The organism is Streptosporangium sp. NPDC023615 (genome assembly GCF_040640155.1).
Lineage (GTDB): Bacteria > Actinomycetota > Actinomycetes > Streptosporangiales > Streptosporangiaceae > Streptosporangium.
The window spans coordinates 60,131-76,700 of record NZ_JBFABE010000013.1; the positions used below are offsets into that span (position 1 = coordinate 60,131).

A 16,570-nucleotide genomic window follows, 5' to 3' on the forward strand; every position below is an offset into this window, starting at 1 on the left:
ACAACGGGGTGAACACGTGAACCGCCCGGAGAAGGGAGACCCGCCGCCGCTCCCCCTCCGGTCCGCCGGGAGTCACGGGCCGGGCATCCCTCTCCGGCCTTCACCATTCCGTTCACGGCCTTTCACCATGCCCACACCCCGTCGCGGGCAGTTACGCAAAGTCTAATCCTCCCCGGCCCTCCGGGAGACAACGGTCGGGTACCGGAATCGGCCCGCGGGCCCCGGCGCGCCCGCTTCCGGAAGCCCATCCAAGGACGGTTCTACGCATTTCCCCAATAAAGGAGAAAACAGAAAATAAGGTATATATAGCCCTTCGAGGGAGGAAGGGGAACGGGAGTCGGCGCCGGATCCGCCCGCCTTGCGTAGACAAGCGCTTGCTAGGGAAATAGCCTGCCCCTCGTGAGTCACTCGATCGGGGTCGACGTCGGAGGCACGTTCACGGACGTGGTGCTGCGGGGGCCGGACGGCGGGATCACCGTCGCCAAGTGCCTGAGCACCCACGACGACCCGGCCGACGGCATCGTCACCGGCGTCGCCGCCGTGCTGGGCCGTACCGACCCCTCCCGGGTGACCCGGGTGGTGCACGCGACCACGCTGGCCACCAACGCGGTGCTGGAGCGGCGGGGGGCCCGGGTCGCCTTCGTCACCACGCGCGGGTTCCGGTCGATGATCCCCCTGGGCCGCTACGCCAGGGTCGAGGAGGACCGCTACGACCTGCGCTTCGACCCTCCCGCGCCGCCGGTCGCCGCCGGTGACTGCTTCGAGGTGCCCGAGCGGGTGAGCGGTCGCGGCGAGGTGCTGGAGCCGCTCGACGAGGCGGCCGTGGCCCGGACCGGCGAGGAGATCGCGCGGCGGGGCGTCACCTCCGTCGCCGTCTGTCTGCTGCACGCGTACGCGAACCCCTCCCACGAGCGGCGGGTCGCCGAGATCCTGTGCCGCTCCGTCCCGGCCGTGGTGATCTCCTCCGACGTCTGGCCCGAGCTGCGCGAGTACGAGCGGGCCACGACCACGATCATGTCCGCGTACGTCGGGCCGGTCATGGCCGGGTACCTGCGGCGGCTGGCCGCGCGGCTGGCCGGCCTCGGGATCACCGCGCCGGTGCACGTGATGGATTCGAGCGGGGGCGTGATGCCCGCCGAACTGGCCGCCCGCCGGGCCGTGGCGACCATCGAGTCCGGGCCCGCCGCCGGCGTGCTGGCGGCGGCCGCGTCCGGACATCCGGACGTGGTCTCCTTCGACATGGGCGGCACCACCGCCAAGACCTGCGTGATCAGGAACGGCGAGCCGGAGATCACCCACGAGTTCCACGTGGGCGGCAAGGGCAGCTTCGGCGGGCGCAGGGCCGGGACCGGGGTGCCGATCAAGACCCCGGCCGTCGACCTGGCCGAGGTCGGGGCCGGCGGGGGCAGCATCGCCTGGGTGGACGCCGCGGGCACCCTGCGGGCCGGGCCGCGCTCGGCGGGCTCCTCCCCCGGCCCGGCCTGCTACGGCCTGGGCGGCGACGAGCCGACCGTGACCGACGCCGACCTGGTGCTCGGCTACCTGGACGCCGTCTCGTTCGCCGGGGGGACCATGCCGCTCTTCCCCGACCTCGCGGCCGAGGCCGTGGACCGCCGCCTGGCCGGGCCGCTCGGGGTCTCCCGGGCCGAGGCCGCGCACGCGGTCCACGAGATCGCCAACGCCTCGATGGGGTCGGCCGTCCACGTGGTGACCGTGCAGCGCGGCATCGACCCCCGGGGGTTCGTCATGGTCGCCTTCGGCGGCGCGGGCCCGATGCACGCGGCCCGCGTCGCCTCCCGTTTCGGCATCTCCACCGTGGTCGTCCCGGCGCGCTGCGGCGTCGCCTCGGCGGCCGGGCTGCTGGCCGGTGATCTGTCCGCCGAGCGTGTCCTGTCCGCCCTGGACGCCGATCCGGCGCGGGTCCTCACCGCGCTGGCCGAGGCCGCGGCCGCCGACCTGAACGTCACCCTCGGCTCCCCCGGCGTGTCGGTCGCCCGCTCGGCCGACGTCCGCCTCGCCGGGCAGGCCCACGACCTGACCGTCCCGTGGAGCGACTCCCCCGGCGAGCTGGCCGGCCGGTTCCACGCGCGCTACCGGCAGGTGTACGGCATCGAGCAGCGCGGCCCCGTCGAGGTCCTGGGCTACCGCGCCCGCGTCACCCTGAGCCGTGCCCCCGCCTCCGCGGGCCCGGCCGGCACGGGTCCGGTCCGCACGGGCTCCGGCGGCGAAGCCGACGACAGGGCCGGCGACAGGACCGGCGACAGGGCGGGCGAGGCGTTCGTCCCTCCCCGGGAGCCCGGCGCCCCCGGGGGTCCCCGGACGAGGCGGGAGGCGTACTTCCCCGAGACGGGCGGGTACACGCCGGTGCCGGTGTACACCAGGGCGGACCTGCGCGAGACGGCGGGACCGGCGATCGTCGAGGACGCCGAGGCGACGATCGTGGTGCCGCCGGGGTGGACGGCCCGGCTCACCGGCGACCTGTCCGTGGTCCTCACCGCGGACGGGTCGCCCCGGCCGGAGGGACGGACCGGATGACGGCGGACCACCCGACGCCCCCCGCGGCCGGCCACGGACCCGGCGGGAACGGGGCGGGCCGGAACGGACAGAGCGGGAACGGACCCGGCGGGAACGGGGCGGATGGGAACGGACCGGCGAGGACGGGTCAGGCGGGAACGGAGACGCTGACCGCGGAGGTTCTGCGGAACGCGCTGGTGGTGGCGGCCGAGGAGGCCGGCATCGTGGTGGTGCGCTCGGCGTACTCGACGTTCATCGTCGAGGGGTCGGACGCCTCGGCGGCGATCCTCGACGCGGGCGGGCGCCTGATCGCCCAGTCGACGGCGACCACACTGATGAACAGCATGGCGCTGAAGGTCGCCCTGCCCGAGCTGCTGAAGGACGTCCCCGCCGCCGGCATGCGGCCCGGCGACGTGTTCGCGCTGAACGACGCCTACCGGGGCGGCGTGCACACCAACGACCTGCTCGTCTACCGGCCGGTCTTCGTCTCCGGCGAGCCCGCGTACTTCACCGCGACGATGATCCACGTCTCCGACCTCGGCGGGCTGTCGGCGGGCGGCATGGCGCCGCTGGCCACCGACGTCTTCCTCGAAGGACTCCAGCTCCCGCCGATCCTGCTGGCCACCGCGCGGGGCGTGGAACCGGCGATCGAGGCGATCCTGCGGGCCAACAGCCGCACCCCGGACAAGGTCATGGGCGACGTGCGCGCGCTCGTCGCGGGAACCGCGGTCGCCGCCGCCAGGATGGAGGCGCTGATCGCCGAGTACGGCCCGGACGGGCTCGCCCGGGGCGTCGACGACTACCTCGACCACACCGAGGCCATGACCCGCGCGGCCCTGGCGACCCTGCCGGCCGGACGCTACGAGGCGTCGTACCCGATCGACGACGACGGCATCGACGTCACGGTCCCGCACACCGTCAGGGTCGCGGTCACCCTCGCCCCGGGCCGGGCGGCCGTGCTGGACTTCGAGGGCACCGGCCCCCAGGTCCCCGCGGCGATCAACGCCTCACTCTCGCAGTCGCTGGCCGCGGCGGTGTTCGCCACCCGCTGCTTCCTGGACCCGTCCATCGCGATGAACGACGGCTGCCTGCGGGCGATCGAGGTGCGGCTGCCGCCCGGCTCGCTGCTGAACGCCCGCTCACCCCACCCGTGCGGCGGCCGGTTCGTCCCGATCTACGCGGCGATGGAGGCAGTCTTCCAGGCGCTCTCGGACGCGATGCCCGAGCGTGCCATCGCCGCCAGCGGCATCCTGCAGCCGTTCTCCATCGCGGCCGTCGAGGCGCCGTACTGGATCCACCTCTCGTACGACTTCGGCGGGGTCGGCGCGCGGCACGGCAAGGACGGGCCGGACGCGACGGGCGTGCACTTCGGCATCGGCCGCAACTCGGTCCCGCAGGCCGAGCCGGTGGAGACCCGCTGCCCGCTGCTGGTGGAGTCGGTGGAGACGATCCCCGACTCCGGTGGCCCCGGCCGCCACCGGGGCGGGCTGGGCTCCCGCACGGTGATCCGCTTCCTGGCCGACGCCCACGTCACCACGCGCGGCGACCGGTTGCGCAACGCTCCGCCCGGCCGTGCGGGCGGCCTGCCGGGACGGCTGGGCGGTTTCTTCCTGCGGCGGGCGGACGGGACGCTGGAACGCCTCCCCTCCAAGGCGAACAACGTCCGTTTCGCGGCGGGCGAGGCGTTCGTGGTCGAGACGACCGGGGGCGGCGGCATCGGCCCGCCGCACGAGCGGCCCGTCGAGGAGGTCCTGGCCGATCTCGGCGCCGGGCGCGTCACCCGGCGCGGCGCCCTCACCGACTACGGCGTCACCGTCTCCGGCGACGGCACGGCTCAGGTCCCGAGGCCAACCAGCACGGCCGGGTCGAAGGACACCTCGAACGGGGCGGACAGCTTCGCGACCTCTCCCGCGTCGTGCCTCTCGGCGGGCTTGTACTCGTCACCGGCGAGCTCGTGAACATGGACGGACGGCGTGTCGGACAGCTCGATCCGCCAGTAGAGGGGAATACCCGCCGCGGCGTAGGCGGCCCTCTTGAGGTGGCGGTCCCGCGCCTGAGTGCTCGGGCTGACGATCTCGACGGCCAGCAGGACGTCGCGTGGAGCGAACATCAGCTCCGTTTCCCTGATCGTCTGCATCGGCACCACGATGAGGTCGGGGATGAAGAAGTCACGGTCGCTCACCCGGAGGTTGACCTCCTGTATCGGATGCAGCCCCGGTGGCGCGGCCTCTTTGAGAATCCACGCGAGACACAGAATCGCGTACTGATGCAGGGGGACAGGGGAAGGGCTCACCAGCAGGCTCCCGTTGAAGAGCTCGTAGCGGTTCCCGTCGTCGGGGAACCTGAGCAGGTCATCGACAGTGAACGGCGGCTCTCCGTGAAGAACCGTCCGCCTGGTCGTCGGCTCCGTCGTCGCCATCGTCGTCACCCGCCCAGTATCGGGAGTCTCACCTTCGTCCACATGCTACTTCCCGCATTTCCTCAACGTTGCGTAGTCGCCGCGTCACGATTCGACCAAAGATGGGCGCCTTCACGAACCGCGGCGTGGACGGCGCGGGCGATGCGGGCGCCCCACGTGGAACGGGGCCCTCCGAACGGCTCCTGGGGACCATGCCCGGGACGGCGCTCGGGGACGGCGACGCAGACCGCGTCGGAGGCGGTGCCGGTGCAGGGGAAGCCGGCCTCCAGCAGCGCCTGGGTCTTGGCCTCGGTCACCGTCATGACCGCGTTGACCAGGGCCGCGTCGCTCATCGCGACCGGCACGGCCACGATGATGTTGACCGTTCCCGGCGGGCGCGCCGGGGCCGGCGCGGGAGCGGGCAGGCGTGTCCGGGCCGGCTCCGGGCCGGGCAGGAGCATCGGGGCCAGTTCGGGGTCGGGCACGCCCTCGGGGGCGGCGGCCCAGGTGGGGACGCGCAGGCCGACGGTCGCCACGGCCTCCACTTCCCCGTCGGCGGCCCGGGTGAAGCGGTCGACCGACGCCGCGGTGAGCATGCCCACCCCCGGCCCCGGCGGGGCCAGCTCCAGCAGGTGCTCCACCGGGTCCATCCGCGCGTACCCGGCGACGACCTGCGCGTTGAGCGCCCAGGCGGCCGGGCCGATGCCGCCGCCGAGCACGGCCGAGGAGATCGCCCGCCACCCGGGGCCGAACTCCCACAGCAGGCAGGCCAGCCGGGCGCCGTCCTCGTGGCGGTGGCCCAGGATCGGCTCCGCCGTCACGGCCGCTCCAGGTGGCCCGGGGCCTGTGCCGCCGCCGGCCGCTCCCGGTGATCCGGGATCGGCTCCGCCGCCGGTCGCTCCAGGTGGACCTCGGGCCTGCCCGAGGAACCGGTGCCGACGCGGACGCGGGCCTCGAAGTGCTCGGCGATCAGCTCCTCGGTGAGGACCTCGGCCGGGGTCCCGGAGGCGGCCACCCGGCCGGCCGAGAGCAGCGTCATCGCGTCAGCGTACTGACCGGCCAGGCTCAGGTCGTGCAGGGTCGTGACGACGGTCAGCCCGTCGGCCAGCCGCAGGCGGTCCACCAGCTCCAGCACCTGCTGCTGGTGTCCCAGGTCCAGGGCCGTGGTGGGTTCGTCCAGCAGCAGCACCGGGGCCTGCTGGGACAGCGCCCTGGCGAGCACGACGCGCTGGCGTTCGCCGCCGGACAGCCTGCCGAGCGGGCGGGCGGCCAGCGGCGACAGGTCCAGCCGCTCCAGCACCGACGCGGTCACCTCCCGGTCGCGCCGCCCCTCGCGCCCCAGGTAGGGGATGTACGGGGTCCGGCCGAGCAGGGCGTAGTCGAACACGGTCATGTCGACCGGCAGCGCCGGGGCCTGCGGGGCGTAGGCCAGCAGGCGGGCACGGTCCCTGTGCCGTATCCGCCGGACGGGGGCGTCGTCGACGAGCACCTCGCCGTCGTAGGGCAGCACCCCGGCCAGGGCGCGCAGCAGCGTGGACTTGCCCGCGCCGTTGGCTCCGATGACGGCCAGCCAGCCGCCGTCGCGGACGTCGAGGCCGACCTCGGAGAGCACGGGCCGCCGGTCCAGCACGACCGACAGGTCCCGCACCGTCAGGCGGGTCACGGGGTCCCCTCCCGTCGCGGGACCCGGTGAGGTGCCCGGAACGGGACCCGGTGAGCCGCCCGGCACGGCACCGGGCGGGGCGCGGGCGGGGTCACGTCTCCATCCTCCGGGTCATCCGCAGCACCGCCACGAAGAACGGGGCTCCGATGAAGGCGGTCACCACCCCGATGGGCAGCTCGGCGGGGGCGAGCACGGTCCTGGCGAGCAGGTCGGCCAGGACCAGGAAGGCGGCCCCGCCGATCAGCGAGATCGGCAGCACGATCCGGTACGACGTCCCCGTCAGGCGGCGGACCGCGTGCGGCACCACGATGCCGACGAAGCCGATCAGCCCGCTGACCGCGACGGCGGCGGCGGTGGCCAGGGAGGCCGCCAGCAGCACGACGAGCCGGACGCGGGTGGCGTTCAGGCCCAGGGTGACGGCCTCGTCGTCGCCGACCGAGAGCACGTCGAGCAGCCTGCCGTGCAGCAGCATGATCGCCACCGAGATCGCCGCGTACGGGGCGATCAGCGTGATCTGTTCCCAGCCGCCGCCGAGGTCGCCGAGGATCCAGGCGTAGATGCGCTGGAGCTCCTCGACCCGGAGCTGCTGCAGGAACGTCTGGACGGCGGTGAGGAAGGAGGTCACCGCCACCCCCGCGAGGACCAGGGTCGCGGTGCCGCCGCCCCGGCCCGCCACGCTGCCCAGCCCGTAGGCGAGGAGCACGCCGCCGACGGCTCCGGCGAAGGCGGCGATGGGGACGCCGACGGCCATGTCGTCGCCCCGGCTGAAGATGATCGCCGCGGTGGTCGTCAGCCCGGCGCCCGCGGCGGCTCCGAGCAGGTAGGGGTCGGCCAGCGGGTTGCGGAAGACGCCCTGGTAGCCGGCCCCGGCGATGGCCAGCAGACCGCCGACGAGCGCGGCGAGCACGACGCGGGGCAGCCGGATCTCCGAAAGCAGGCCCAGCTCGACCGGGGCGAGCCCGGAGTCGGCCGTGACCAGCGGGAGCCAGTCGAGAAGCTGGAGCATCACGCTGCGCGGCGCGATGTCGGCCGCGCCGGCCAGCAGACCGGCGAGCATGCTCGCCAGGAGCAGGCCGACGGCGGCGGAGGCGACGGCCGGGCTCAGCCGGGTCGCCTGCCATGCCCGCGACCCGGCCCGCCGGTCCGCGCCGGCGTCGACGCCGGTGCCGACGCCGGCGCCCGTACCGGTGCCGACGCGGACGTCGGCACCGGTCCCGGTGCCGGTGCCGGTTTCGGTGCCGGGATCGATGCCGAAACCGGTGTCGGTTCCGGTGCCGGTACGGGTGCCCCGGGTTCCGGGGAGGCGGCGGGAGGGGTCGGCCACTTAGAGGGTCACCCGCCGGTCGCGGCCTTCTGGACGGCGTCGCCGACCTCCCTGGCCAGGTCCACGACGCGCGGCCCCCAGCGGGAGGCGATGTCGTCGTCGAGCGGGACGACCCGGTCGTTCTCGATCGCCGACAGCTTGGACCAGCCCGGGCGCTTGGCGAGCGTGTCCTTGGACTGGCCGCAGCACTTGGTGTCACCCAGGAAGATCAGGTCGGGGTCGGCCTGGGCCACGAACTCGGCCGAGAGCTTGGGGTAGCCTCCGGCCGCGTCGGGGGCCTTGTCGGCGATGTTGGTCAGGCCGAACAGCCCGTAGACCTGGCCGATGAACGTGGTGGAGGTGGCCGCGTAGGGGGTGACGTCCAGTTCGTGGTAGTAGGTGAGCTTCGCGTCCTTGGGCGCGGCGGCGGCGATCTCGTCGAGCTGCCCGCGCATCCCGGCGACGAGCTCGGCGGCCCGGTCCACGTTGCCGGTGGCGGCGCCGAGGTCGGTGATCTGGTCGTAGGCCTCGTCCAGCTTGGTGGCGGCGGGCTCCAGCAGTACGGGGACGCCGACCTTGCCCAGCGAGGCCACGAGGCTCTCGGTGTCGTTGGCGATCACCACCAGGTCGGGCTTCTTGGCGACGATGGCCTCCACGTTCGGCTTGAAGCCGGACAGCTCGCTCTTGGGGGCGTCGGCGGGATGGTTGGACTGGTCGTCCACGGCGACCACCTGCGGACCGGCGCCGATGGCGAACAGGCTCTCGGTGGCGGTCGGCGAGAGCGAGACGATCCGCTCCGGCCTGCGCGCCACGGCGACGGAGCCGTTGCCCGCCTCGACGGTGACGGGGAAACCGGCCGCCGACGGGGTGGAGACCGTGCCGGCCGAGGGAGTGGCGGCGGTGGTCGCGGCCGGGGAGGCGGCGGGGGAGCTCTGGCCGCACCCGGCCAGGGAGAGCGCGGCGAGCAGGGCACCGGCGAGGGCGCTGCGTACGGGCCTCACACGAGGTCCTTTCAGTTGCCGGAACCGAGAGACCCGGTAAGGACGGATCACCCTTTTCCACGAGGGTCGACGACGTCGACGCGGCGGAGGCGACCTGGCTCGACCCTCTGGGGGCCATGACAGTTGCGGGACAGCGCCGGGCTCACACCGGACTTCGCTCAGCTACGCGTCGAACGAACGGTATCAATTCCCCCGGTCGTCCCTGCGTCACGGTCCCCCGGTGGCCCCGGTCGTCCCGGTCGTCCCGCCGTAACGGCTCCCCGGGCTCCCGGCCGTCCCGCCCCGCCCGCCTCTGCGCGTGCTCAGCCGAGCTGCTCCTCCGCGGCGGCGATGATCTCCTGCAGGCGCAGGCCGTGCGCGGCGTCCAGGGGGTGCCCGCCGCGCCGCACGGTCAGCGCGAACTCCGCGAGCATCAGGGAGAAGACGTCGGAGCCGAGCCGGGTGTCGTCGAGGGACTCGCGGCCGAGCCGGCCGTAGATCTCCACCTGGGAGGGCGGGACCTCGCCCGGCACGCTCATGCACAGCGAGGCCTCGCTGACCGCGCCGGTCTCGTGTTCCAGCAGCAGCCCGACCCAGCCCAGCGGGTTGCCGTGCGCGCGGACCCCGACGACCTTGCCGAGCGCCGCGTCCAGCATGTCGATCATGTGCGGGCCCACGTCGAGGATCGCGCCGCGCTCCAGCCTCCAGGAGGTGGCGAAGTCCCCGCCGAGCATCGCGCCGGAGACGTTGGCCGCCCGGCCGCCGAACGGTTCGAGGGCCGAGACCCTCGCCAGGAAGGCGCGGGTGGCGGGCGAGTAGCGCCAGGTGAGGACCATCTGCGAGGGCACGCCCGCCTCGGCGACCGCCTCGGCCAGCCGGCGGGCCCCGGCCAGGTCGGCGGCGAGCGGTTTCTCCAGCAGCAGCGCCTTGCCGGCCTTGGCCGCGAGCACGCCCAGCTCGGCCTGGACCGCGGGCGGGACGGAGAAGGCCACGGCCTCGCAGTTGTCGAAGAGTTCCTCGATGCGTTCGAAGACCGGGGCCCCGAACCTGGCCGCGGCCTCGGGACGGCGTGCCCACACACCTGCCAGGCGCGTGTTCGGGCCGGCCGCGAGCATCGGCGCGTGCACCATCTCGGCCCATGGTCCGGCGCCCACCAGACCCACAGATAACGTCACCGATCCAGTTTCGCACGCTCCCATGCCCTGATCGCGTGCTCGGGCCTGTGCGCCGTGGTCCCGCTGTCGAGCACGATCGTCTGGCCGGTCACGCACCGTGCCTCGTCCGAGACGAGGAAGGCGGCCAGCGCGGCCACGTCGTCCGGTTCGGCCGGCCACGGCAGGAGGCGTTCGGCGGCCTTCTCGGCCAGCCGCTCCGGCGGCATCGCCTCGCGTGCCGCGTCGGTCATCACCAGCCCGGGGGCGATCGCGTTGCAGCGGATGCCGCGCGAGCCGTACATGGTCGCGACGTAGCGGACCAGGCCGGTCAGGGCCGACTTGGAGGTTCCGTAGGCCGCGTGGTCGGTCGCGCCGACCAGCCCGGAGACCGAGGAGGTCAGCACGATCGCGCCGCCGTCGCGCATCGCCGGGACGGTGTGCTTGACCATGAGCATCGCCCCGCGCACGTTGACGGCCATGGTGCGGTCCCAGACCTCGACGGCGAGGTCGAGCAGGTCCCGGTCGCGGCCGTAGACGTCCCGGTCCAGGCAGGCGGCGTTGGAGTGCAGCACGTCCAGCGGCCCGAACGAGGCGGTCAGCTCGGACACGGTGGCCTTCACCTCCGCCTCCTGGGACACGTCGCACCGGAGCGCGCACGCGGTGCCGCCGGCGGACCTGATCCGCTCGGCGACCCGGCGCGCCCCGGCGGCCCACAGGTCGGCGACCCCGACGAGGGCCCCCTCGGCGGCCAGCCGCCGCGCGGTCGCCGCGCCGATCCCGGAGGCCGCCCCGGTGACCAGCGCCACCCGGCCGGCCAGCCTGCCGCCCGGTCTCCCCGCCGGTCTCCTCACCGGTCCCCACGCCGACCCGCAGACCGGTCCGTCCGGCGGTCCGTCCGGCGGTCCGTCCGGCGGTCCGTCCGGCGATCCGTCCGGCGGTCCTTCGTCGGGGCGCGTCACCATTCGACCTCCAGCGCGGTCAGGCCACGGCCGACGATCGACGTACGGTAGGCGACGGGCGGCGCGCCCGGTGCCAGGCGCAGGCGCGGCAGGCGCTCGCCGAGCACCTCCAGCGCGGTGCGCAACTGCAGGCGGGCCAGCGCGGCCCCCACACAGAAGTGGATGCCGTACCCCAGCGTCATGTGCGCGTCGGCGTTGTGGCGGGCGGGGCGGAACTCCTCCGGCGCGTCGAAGACGTCCTCGTCGTGGGCGGCGGAGTCGGTGGACAGCATGCAGAGCGCGCCCGCGGGGATCGTCACCCCGTGCATCTCCACGTCGGCGGTGACGTACCGGAACGAGCCGAGGCTGGCGCCGTCGATGCGCATGCACTCCTCGACCGCGGTGCGCAGCAGTTCGGGCGGGACCGGCCAGACTCCCTCGCGCAGCAGCCGCAGGACGCTGTTGCCGAGCTGGTTGGGCACGGTGTCGTTGCCGCCGAGCAGGATCGTGGAGATCAGCTCGACGACCTCGCGGTGCGAGAGCTCGGTGCCGATCAGCGAGGTCATCAGCGAGACGAAGTCGTCGCGGGGTCCGGCGGCGCGGGCGGCGACCAGCCGGTCGACGTAGTCGAGGTAGGCCAGGAAGCTCTCGGCCAGCACGAGCTGACGCTCGGGCGGCTGCGGCGACAGGAAGAGCTGGAACCAGTCCCTGACGTGTTCCCTGACGAAGTCCTCGTCGCGCTCGGGCACGCCGATGAAGCGGGCGGTGAGTCTCGCCGAGGGCACGTGCGCGATCTCCGCGACCAGGTCCGCCCCGCCGTGCGGGGCCACCCGGTCGAGCACCTCCTCGTTCAGGTCGCGGAGGCGCCGCTCCATGGCGGCGACGGCACGCGGGGTGAAGGCGCGCGAGACCGAGCGGCGCAGCCGGGTGTGGGCCGGCGGGTCCACGTTGGCGACGAAGCTCGACAGGAACGAGCCGTGCTCGCCCAGCACCCGCCTGGTCTCTTCGGCGAGGCTGCGCGAGATGGTCAGCGAACCCTCCGACGAGAAGCGCCGGGGATCGCCGTAGGCGGCGCGCACGTCCTCGTACCGGGTCAGGACGTAGGCGTCCAGGTGCTCGCTGCGGAACACCGGGCGCTCGTGGCGGAGCCTGCGCAGGAAGTCGTAGGGGGCGGCGACGTGCCAGGCCGCGCCGACGTCGAAGTCCTCAGCGGTGATCATGACGTGCCTCCGGGTACGGCCCCGCGCGCCTCGCGCCGGGTGAGGATCGCGCGGGGGTTGGCGACGAGCATCTGGTCGATCTGCCCGGGGGTGACGCCCCGCCTGCGGAGCTCGGGCAGCACGTCCCTGGAGATGTGGAGCAGGTGGTAGTTCGGGTGGCGGTGCCGCACGACGTCGGCGTCGAAGCGGTCGTTGAAGCAGTAGGAGTCGTGGGAGAGCACCATCCGGTCGGCGTGGCCGCGCGCGGCGAGCTCGGCGACGACCCGCACCCGGTCCTCGAACGGGCTGATCGTCTCGATGCCGAACCGGTCCATGCCGAGGTAGGAGCCGTTGGCGATGAGCTCCTCCAGGTAGGCGAGGTCGGTGGAGTCACCGGCGTGCCCGATGACGACCCTGGACAGGTCCACCCCGAGCCCCGCCAGCAGCCGCTGCTGCTCCAGGCCGCCGCCTGAGGCGCTGTGGGAGTGGGTGGAGATCGGCACCCCGGTCTCCAGGTGCGCCTCGGCGACCGCGCGGAACACCCGCTCGCAGCCCTTCGTCATGCCGAGGTGGTCGCTGGCGCACTTCAGCACCCCGGCCCTCACCCCGGTACGGCCGATCCCCTCGACGATGTCCCGGACGAAGAACTCGGCCAGCCGGTCGGGACCGCCGAAGAGCGAGCCGGGCCCGCGGTTGCCGAAGTAGGGCGGGAGGGCGTCGTAGGTGTACAGGCCGGTGGCGGCCACGATGTTGACCTCGGTCAGCTCGGCCACCCGCTGCACGGCGGGCACGTAACGGCCCAGCCCGACCACGGTCAGGTCGACGATCGTGTCGATGCCGTGCCGTTTGAGGTCCTCCAGCCGGGCCGCGGCCTCCCGGGCGCGGTGCTCGACGTCCCATCCCTCGGGGATGTCCGGCCAGTTCCACAGGATCTCGGGGCTGAGGCCGAAGACGTGCTCGTGCATGAGCGTCGCCCCCACGTCCCCGATCGGACCGGTGACCGTCTCCACCCCCGTCCGCTCACGCATGGGCGACGACGGGGAACCTCGGGTGCTCGAACGGGCGGTTGACCGCCAGCCCCAGGCCGTCGGTCTGCCCGTACGGCGTGCCGGTGTAGAGGGCGTCCGCGTCGAAGTAGGTCACCGTGAACGAGAGCCGGGCGCTGTCCCTGCGGTTGGCGGGGGCGCCGTGGACGGTCAGCGCGTGGTGCACGGTCGCGTCCCCGGCGGCCAGGTCCAGCGGCGGGGAGGTCTCCAGCTCCTTGAGCCAGGGATGCTGGGCGAACTGGTCGTCGCCGTCCCGGGTGAAGGAGCGGCCGAGCAGCCCGTGGCGGTGGGAGCCGGACAGGAACCGCAGGGAGCCCATGTCGGCGGGCACGTCCACCAGGGCCAGCCAGACCGTGAGCATGGCCGAGCGGTCCATCGGCATCCACGGGAAGTCCTGGTGGAACGCGGTGGCGCCGTGCCCGCCGCCCGGCTCCTTGACCAGCAGGTTGGTCACCTGGACGCGCACCCCGCCCACCCCGCGCAGCAGCCGGGTGGCGCCGCGCCCGAGGGCGGGCGCCGAGGCGAGGTCGCGGAAGTACGCGTCGGTCTCGGCGACGTCCCTGGACTGGCCGAACGCCCGGTCGACCATCGAGGTCACCGCGCGCGAGCGTTCGGCGAGACGCTCCAGGGCCCGGTCGCGGAGCAGGGCCACGTGCCCGGGATCGACCAGGCGCGGCAGCCGCGCCCAGCCGTTCTCGGTGAAGAAGGCGACCTCGTCGTCGGTCACGTCGCGGACCGGGGTGTCGTCAGCCATGGCCCCAGTGTCGAACCTCCCCGACGTGTAAAGCAAGCGCTTGGTAAAGATGTCGGCCCCGGACCGGATCACGCGACGGGCTTCCCGGTCCGGGGCGCCACATCTATGCTTATCAAGCGCTTGGTCAAGACAAGGGGGCATCCGATGGACCGCCCGTTCCGGTTCGCCGCCGTGATCCGCGAGGCCCGCTCGGCCGGGGAGTGGGCCGAGAAGGCACGCCGCCTGGAGGACTCGGGCTTCGACGTCCTGCTCGTCCCCGACCACCTGGTCGGCCCCCGTCTCGCGCCGGTCGCGGCGATGACCGCGGCCGCCTGCGCCACCAGGCGCCTGCGGGTCGGCACCCTGGTCCTCGCCAACGACTTCCGTCACCCCGCGGTGCTCGCCAAGGAGGCCGCCACCGTCGACCTGCTCTCGGAGGGGCGGCTGGAGCTCGGCCTCGGCACCGGCTGGATGGCCGCCGACTACGCCTCCACCGGGCTGGCGTTCGAGCCGCCCCGGGTCAGGGTGGACCGGCTGACCGAGGCGATCACCGTGCTCAAGGGCCTGTGGGCGGGCGGGCCCTTCACCTTCCACGGCGAGCACTACCGGATCACCGAGCTGGACCAGAGTCCCAGGCCGTGGAGCCGCCCCCACCCGCGGCTGCTGCTCGGCGGCGGCGGCCCGCGCCTGCTCGGGCTCGCCGCCCGCGAGGCCGACGTGATCAACCTGGGCATGCGGGTACGCGCCGACGGCACCGGCCCCGACGGCACGGACGGCGGGCGGGCCGCCTTCCTGGCCAAGATCGACGTGGTGCGCCGGGCGGCCGGTGACCGCTACGACCGGATCGAGCTGGGCACCAGCGTCCAGCAGGTCGGCGTCCGCAGGCCCGGCGAGCCGTGGAGCGCCGCGGACCCCTCCCGCCAGGACGACACCCCCAGGTGCTCCTCGGCACCCGCCACGACATCGCCGACAAGCTCCGCCACTGGCGCGACACCCACGACCTGTCCTACTTCGTGCTTCACCACGAGCGTGACCTGGACGCCTTCACACCGGTCGTGCGGGAACTCGCCGGCCGCTGACCCCGCCCCGCCGCCCCGCCCCGCCGCCCCGCCCCGGCGATCCCCCGCCGCCCTCCCGGCCCCGTCCGGCGCCATGATGGGCGTCATGAAACAGATGACGCTGCTGCGGCACGGCGAGACCGAGTGGAGCCGGGACGGCCGGCACACCGGGCGCACCGACCTGCCGCTCACCGCCAAGGGCGAGGAGCAGGCGCGCGGGCTGGCCCCGCTGGTGGTGGGCCGGACGTTCGACCTCGCCCTGGTCAGCCCGGCCCTGCGTGCCAGGGACACCGCCCGCCTGGCCGGCCTGGACGCCTGCGAGACCGAACCCGACCTGTGGGAGTGGGACTACGGCGGCTACGAGGGCATCACCACCGCCACGATCCGCGAGAGCCGCGCGGGCTGGTACCTGTGGCGTGACGGCGTCGTCCCCGGCGACGCGGAGCACCCCGGCGAGAGCGCGGCGCAGGTCGGCGCGCGGGCGGACCGGGTGATCGCCCGCGCCATGGCCGCCGAGGGCGATGTGGTGCTGGTCGCGCACGGGCACTACCTGCGGGTGCTGTGCGCCCGCTGGCTCGGCCTGCCCCCCGAGGACGGCCGCCTGTTCCGCCTGGACACCGGCACCTACTCCCGGCTCGGCTTCGAGCACGACGAGCCGGTCGTCCTGGCGTGGAACGCGCCCCTCGAAACGGCGCCCGTCGGCAGGGCGCCCGTCTGAGAGGTCGCTCCCCGGCCGGTCAGGCCGGTCAGGCCGGGGGCGGCGGGGCGGCCGGGGAGAGACGGGAGCCGGGGAAGGGGGCCAGCAGGGTCTCCCGCCACGGCCCGGCGAGGAACTCCCTGGCCCGCCTCCCCCAGTCGAGCAGCCGCCCGTCCGCCTCCACCTCGTCGTCCAGGCCGAGCGCGGCGTCCCTGGAGCGCTGCAACGCCAGGTGGTCGTCCAGCGTCATGCCCCAGACGGTGACGACCTCGGTGTCGCAGAAGAGCACCTCGTACAGGCCGACCGGACGGTGGCCGTGGTCGGCGAGGACGGGCGCGCGCTCGGTGCGTACGGCGTCGAGGTAGTCCAGCGCGGCTCCGGGCCGCACCTGGGCGCTCTCGAACAGGTAGAACGGCGCCGCGTAGCCCTCGGCGACCAGGTCGGCGAGGGCCGGGCCGCCGTGGACGGCGCCCAGTGGCCGGGAGAAGGCGGAGAAGCGCAGGTCGTCGATGTCGGAGAGGAACAGCCTGGCGTCGACGCCGTCGTAGATGTTCATCATCTGCCGCCAGCCGCCGTCCCAGCCGCCGTGGCAGTCCCAGAGCGTGACGGCCCTGAACTGGGGATGGCCGGTGATGCCGACGGCGTAGAAGGCGCCCACCAGGTCGATGTCGCGGGACCTGATCGACAGGCCCTCGGTCAGCTCGGGGGCGTCGCGCTCCTCGTCCTGGCGCTTGTAGCCGGTGAGCCAGGTCAGGTACTCCAGCGGCCTGCGGGAGTTCATGGGCCGGAAGTCGACCTCCTCGACCAGGTAGATGCCTCGCCGCACGGTGAACGCCTCCCCATCCCAAGCGAATGCTTGGTTGGCACACTAGCCGAGGGGGATCATG

General features: G+C 73.9%; 13 protein-coding genes and 2 pseudogenes. 4 read left to right on the forward strand and 11 right to left on the reverse strand.

The features are described 5' to 3' along the window. The first annotated feature begins 399 nt into the window (after positions 1 to 399). Positions 400 to 2,535: a hydantoinase/oxoprolinase family protein gene (locus AB0G16_RS13060; protein WP_362803323.1), complete on the forward strand. Its 2,136-nt coding sequence runs from the start codon at positions 400 to 402 to the stop codon at positions 2,533 to 2,535. Then, positions 2,532 to 4,472 (forward strand): hydantoinase B/oxoprolinase family protein, encoded by a 1,941-nt coding sequence (locus AB0G16_RS13065; protein WP_362803326.1) that lies wholly within the window; start codon positions 2,532 to 2,534, stop codon positions 4,470 to 4,472. Before AB0G16_RS13060 ends, AB0G16_RS13065 begins: the two co-directional genes overlap by 4 nt. On the opposite strand, the pseudogene AB0G16_RS13070 reads toward AB0G16_RS13065, so the two are convergent. From AB0G16_RS13070 to AB0G16_RS13115, 10 genes and pseudogenes are all read right to left on the reverse strand, one after another. Continuing rightward, positions 4,451 to 4,933 (reverse strand): annotated as a pseudogene (locus AB0G16_RS13070) (Uma2 family endonuclease); the annotation flags it as partial. The gene AB0G16_RS13065 and the pseudogene AB0G16_RS13070 overlap by 22 nt on opposite strands. Positions 4,934 to 4,995: 62 nt before the next feature. After that, entirely contained in the window at positions 4,996 to 5,733 is a 738-nt protein-coding gene (locus tag AB0G16_RS13075) for an adenosylcobinamide amidohydrolase (protein WP_362803329.1), read from the reverse strand. After that, entirely contained in the window at positions 5,730 to 6,575 is an 846-nt protein-coding gene (locus AB0G16_RS13080; RefSeq protein WP_362803332.1) for an ABC transporter ATP-binding protein, read from the reverse strand. The genes AB0G16_RS13075 and AB0G16_RS13080 overlap by 4 nt, the downstream gene beginning before the upstream one ends. 91 nt (positions 6,576 to 6,666) lie before the next feature. Continuing rightward, positions 6,667 to 7,680, reverse strand: a complete 1,014-nt coding sequence (locus tag AB0G16_RS13085; RefSeq protein WP_362803539.1) for an iron ABC transporter permease — start codon at positions 7,678 to 7,680, stop codon at positions 6,667 to 6,669. 227 nt (positions 7,681 to 7,907) lie between these two features. After that, a complete protein-coding gene (locus tag AB0G16_RS13090; protein WP_362803335.1) occupies positions 7,908 to 8,879 on the reverse strand; it encodes an ABC transporter substrate-binding protein in 972 nt (323 codons plus the stop codon). Positions 8,880 to 9,181: 302 nt separating this feature from the next. Next, positions 9,182 to 10,033, reverse strand: coding sequence for a Gfo/Idh/MocA family oxidoreductase (locus AB0G16_RS13095; RefSeq protein ID WP_362803338.1), 852 nt, complete (start codon positions 10,031 to 10,033; stop codon positions 9,182 to 9,184). Beyond that, the gene (locus AB0G16_RS13100) at positions 10,030 to 10,863 is read right to left on the reverse strand and encodes an SDR family oxidoreductase (RefSeq protein ID WP_362803341.1); all 834 of its coding nucleotides are present in this window, start codon (positions 10,861 to 10,863) and stop codon (positions 10,030 to 10,032) included. Before AB0G16_RS13100 ends, AB0G16_RS13095 begins: the two co-directional genes overlap by 4 nt. A gap of 104 nt (positions 10,864 to 10,967) precedes the next feature. Beyond that, entirely contained in the window at positions 10,968 to 12,170 is a 1,203-nt protein-coding gene (locus AB0G16_RS13105; RefSeq protein ID WP_362803344.1) for a cytochrome P450, read from the reverse strand. After that, positions 12,167 to 13,177: a phosphotriesterase-related protein gene (locus AB0G16_RS13110; RefSeq protein WP_362803347.1), complete on the reverse strand. Its 1,011-nt coding sequence runs from the start codon at positions 13,175 to 13,177 to the stop codon at positions 12,167 to 12,169. The genes AB0G16_RS13105 and AB0G16_RS13110 overlap by 4 nt, the downstream gene beginning before the upstream one ends. Then, positions 13,170 to 13,949 carry a phytanoyl-CoA dioxygenase family protein gene (locus AB0G16_RS13115; RefSeq protein WP_362803350.1) on the reverse strand — a complete coding sequence of 260 codons (780 nt, stop codon included), beginning with the start codon at positions 13,947 to 13,949 and terminating at the stop codon, positions 13,170 to 13,172. Before AB0G16_RS13115 ends, AB0G16_RS13110 begins: the two co-directional genes overlap by 8 nt. Positions 13,950 to 14,093: 144 nt before the next feature. Between AB0G16_RS13115 and AB0G16_RS13120 the strand changes: the two are divergent. Together AB0G16_RS13120 and AB0G16_RS13125 are read left to right on the forward strand one after the other, a co-directional pair. After that, positions 14,094 to 14,750: pseudogene (locus AB0G16_RS13120) on the forward strand (TIGR03621 family F420-dependent LLM class oxidoreductase); the annotation flags it as partial. A gap of 342 nt (positions 14,751 to 15,092) precedes the next feature. Further along, positions 15,093 to 15,704, forward strand: a complete 612-nt coding sequence (locus AB0G16_RS13125; protein ID WP_362803542.1) for a histidine phosphatase family protein — start codon at positions 15,093 to 15,095, stop codon at positions 15,702 to 15,704. 28 nt (positions 15,705 to 15,732) lie between these two features. On the opposite strand, the gene AB0G16_RS13130 is transcribed toward AB0G16_RS13125, so the two are convergent. Then, a complete protein-coding gene (locus AB0G16_RS13130) occupies positions 15,733 to 16,509 on the reverse strand; it encodes a hypothetical protein (RefSeq protein ID WP_362803353.1) in 777 nt (258 codons plus the stop codon). Positions 16,510 to 16,570: the final 61 nt, after the last annotated feature.

What these genes read in the sequence shown, in the direction of transcription:
- AB0G16_RS13115 (WP_362803350.1), bottom strand. Translation starts at nt 13,949, where the DNA reads ATGGCTGACGACACCCCGGTCCGCGACGTGACCGACGACGAGGTCGCC.
- AB0G16_RS13105 (WP_362803344.1), bottom strand. Translation starts at nt 12,170, where the DNA reads ATGATCACCGCTGAGGACTTCGACGTCGGCGCGGCCTGGCACGTCGCC.
- AB0G16_RS13125 (WP_362803542.1), top strand. Translation starts at nt 15,093, where the DNA reads ATGAAACAGATGACGCTGCTGCGGCACGGCGAGACCGAGTGGAGCCGG.
- AB0G16_RS13110 (WP_362803347.1), bottom strand. Translation starts at nt 13,177, where the DNA reads ATGCGTGAGCGGACGGGGGTGGAGACGGTCACCGGTCCGATCGGGGAC.
- AB0G16_RS13065 (WP_362803326.1), top strand. Translation starts at nt 2,532, where the DNA reads ATGACGGCGGACCACCCGACGCCCCCCGCGGCCGGCCACGGACCCGGC.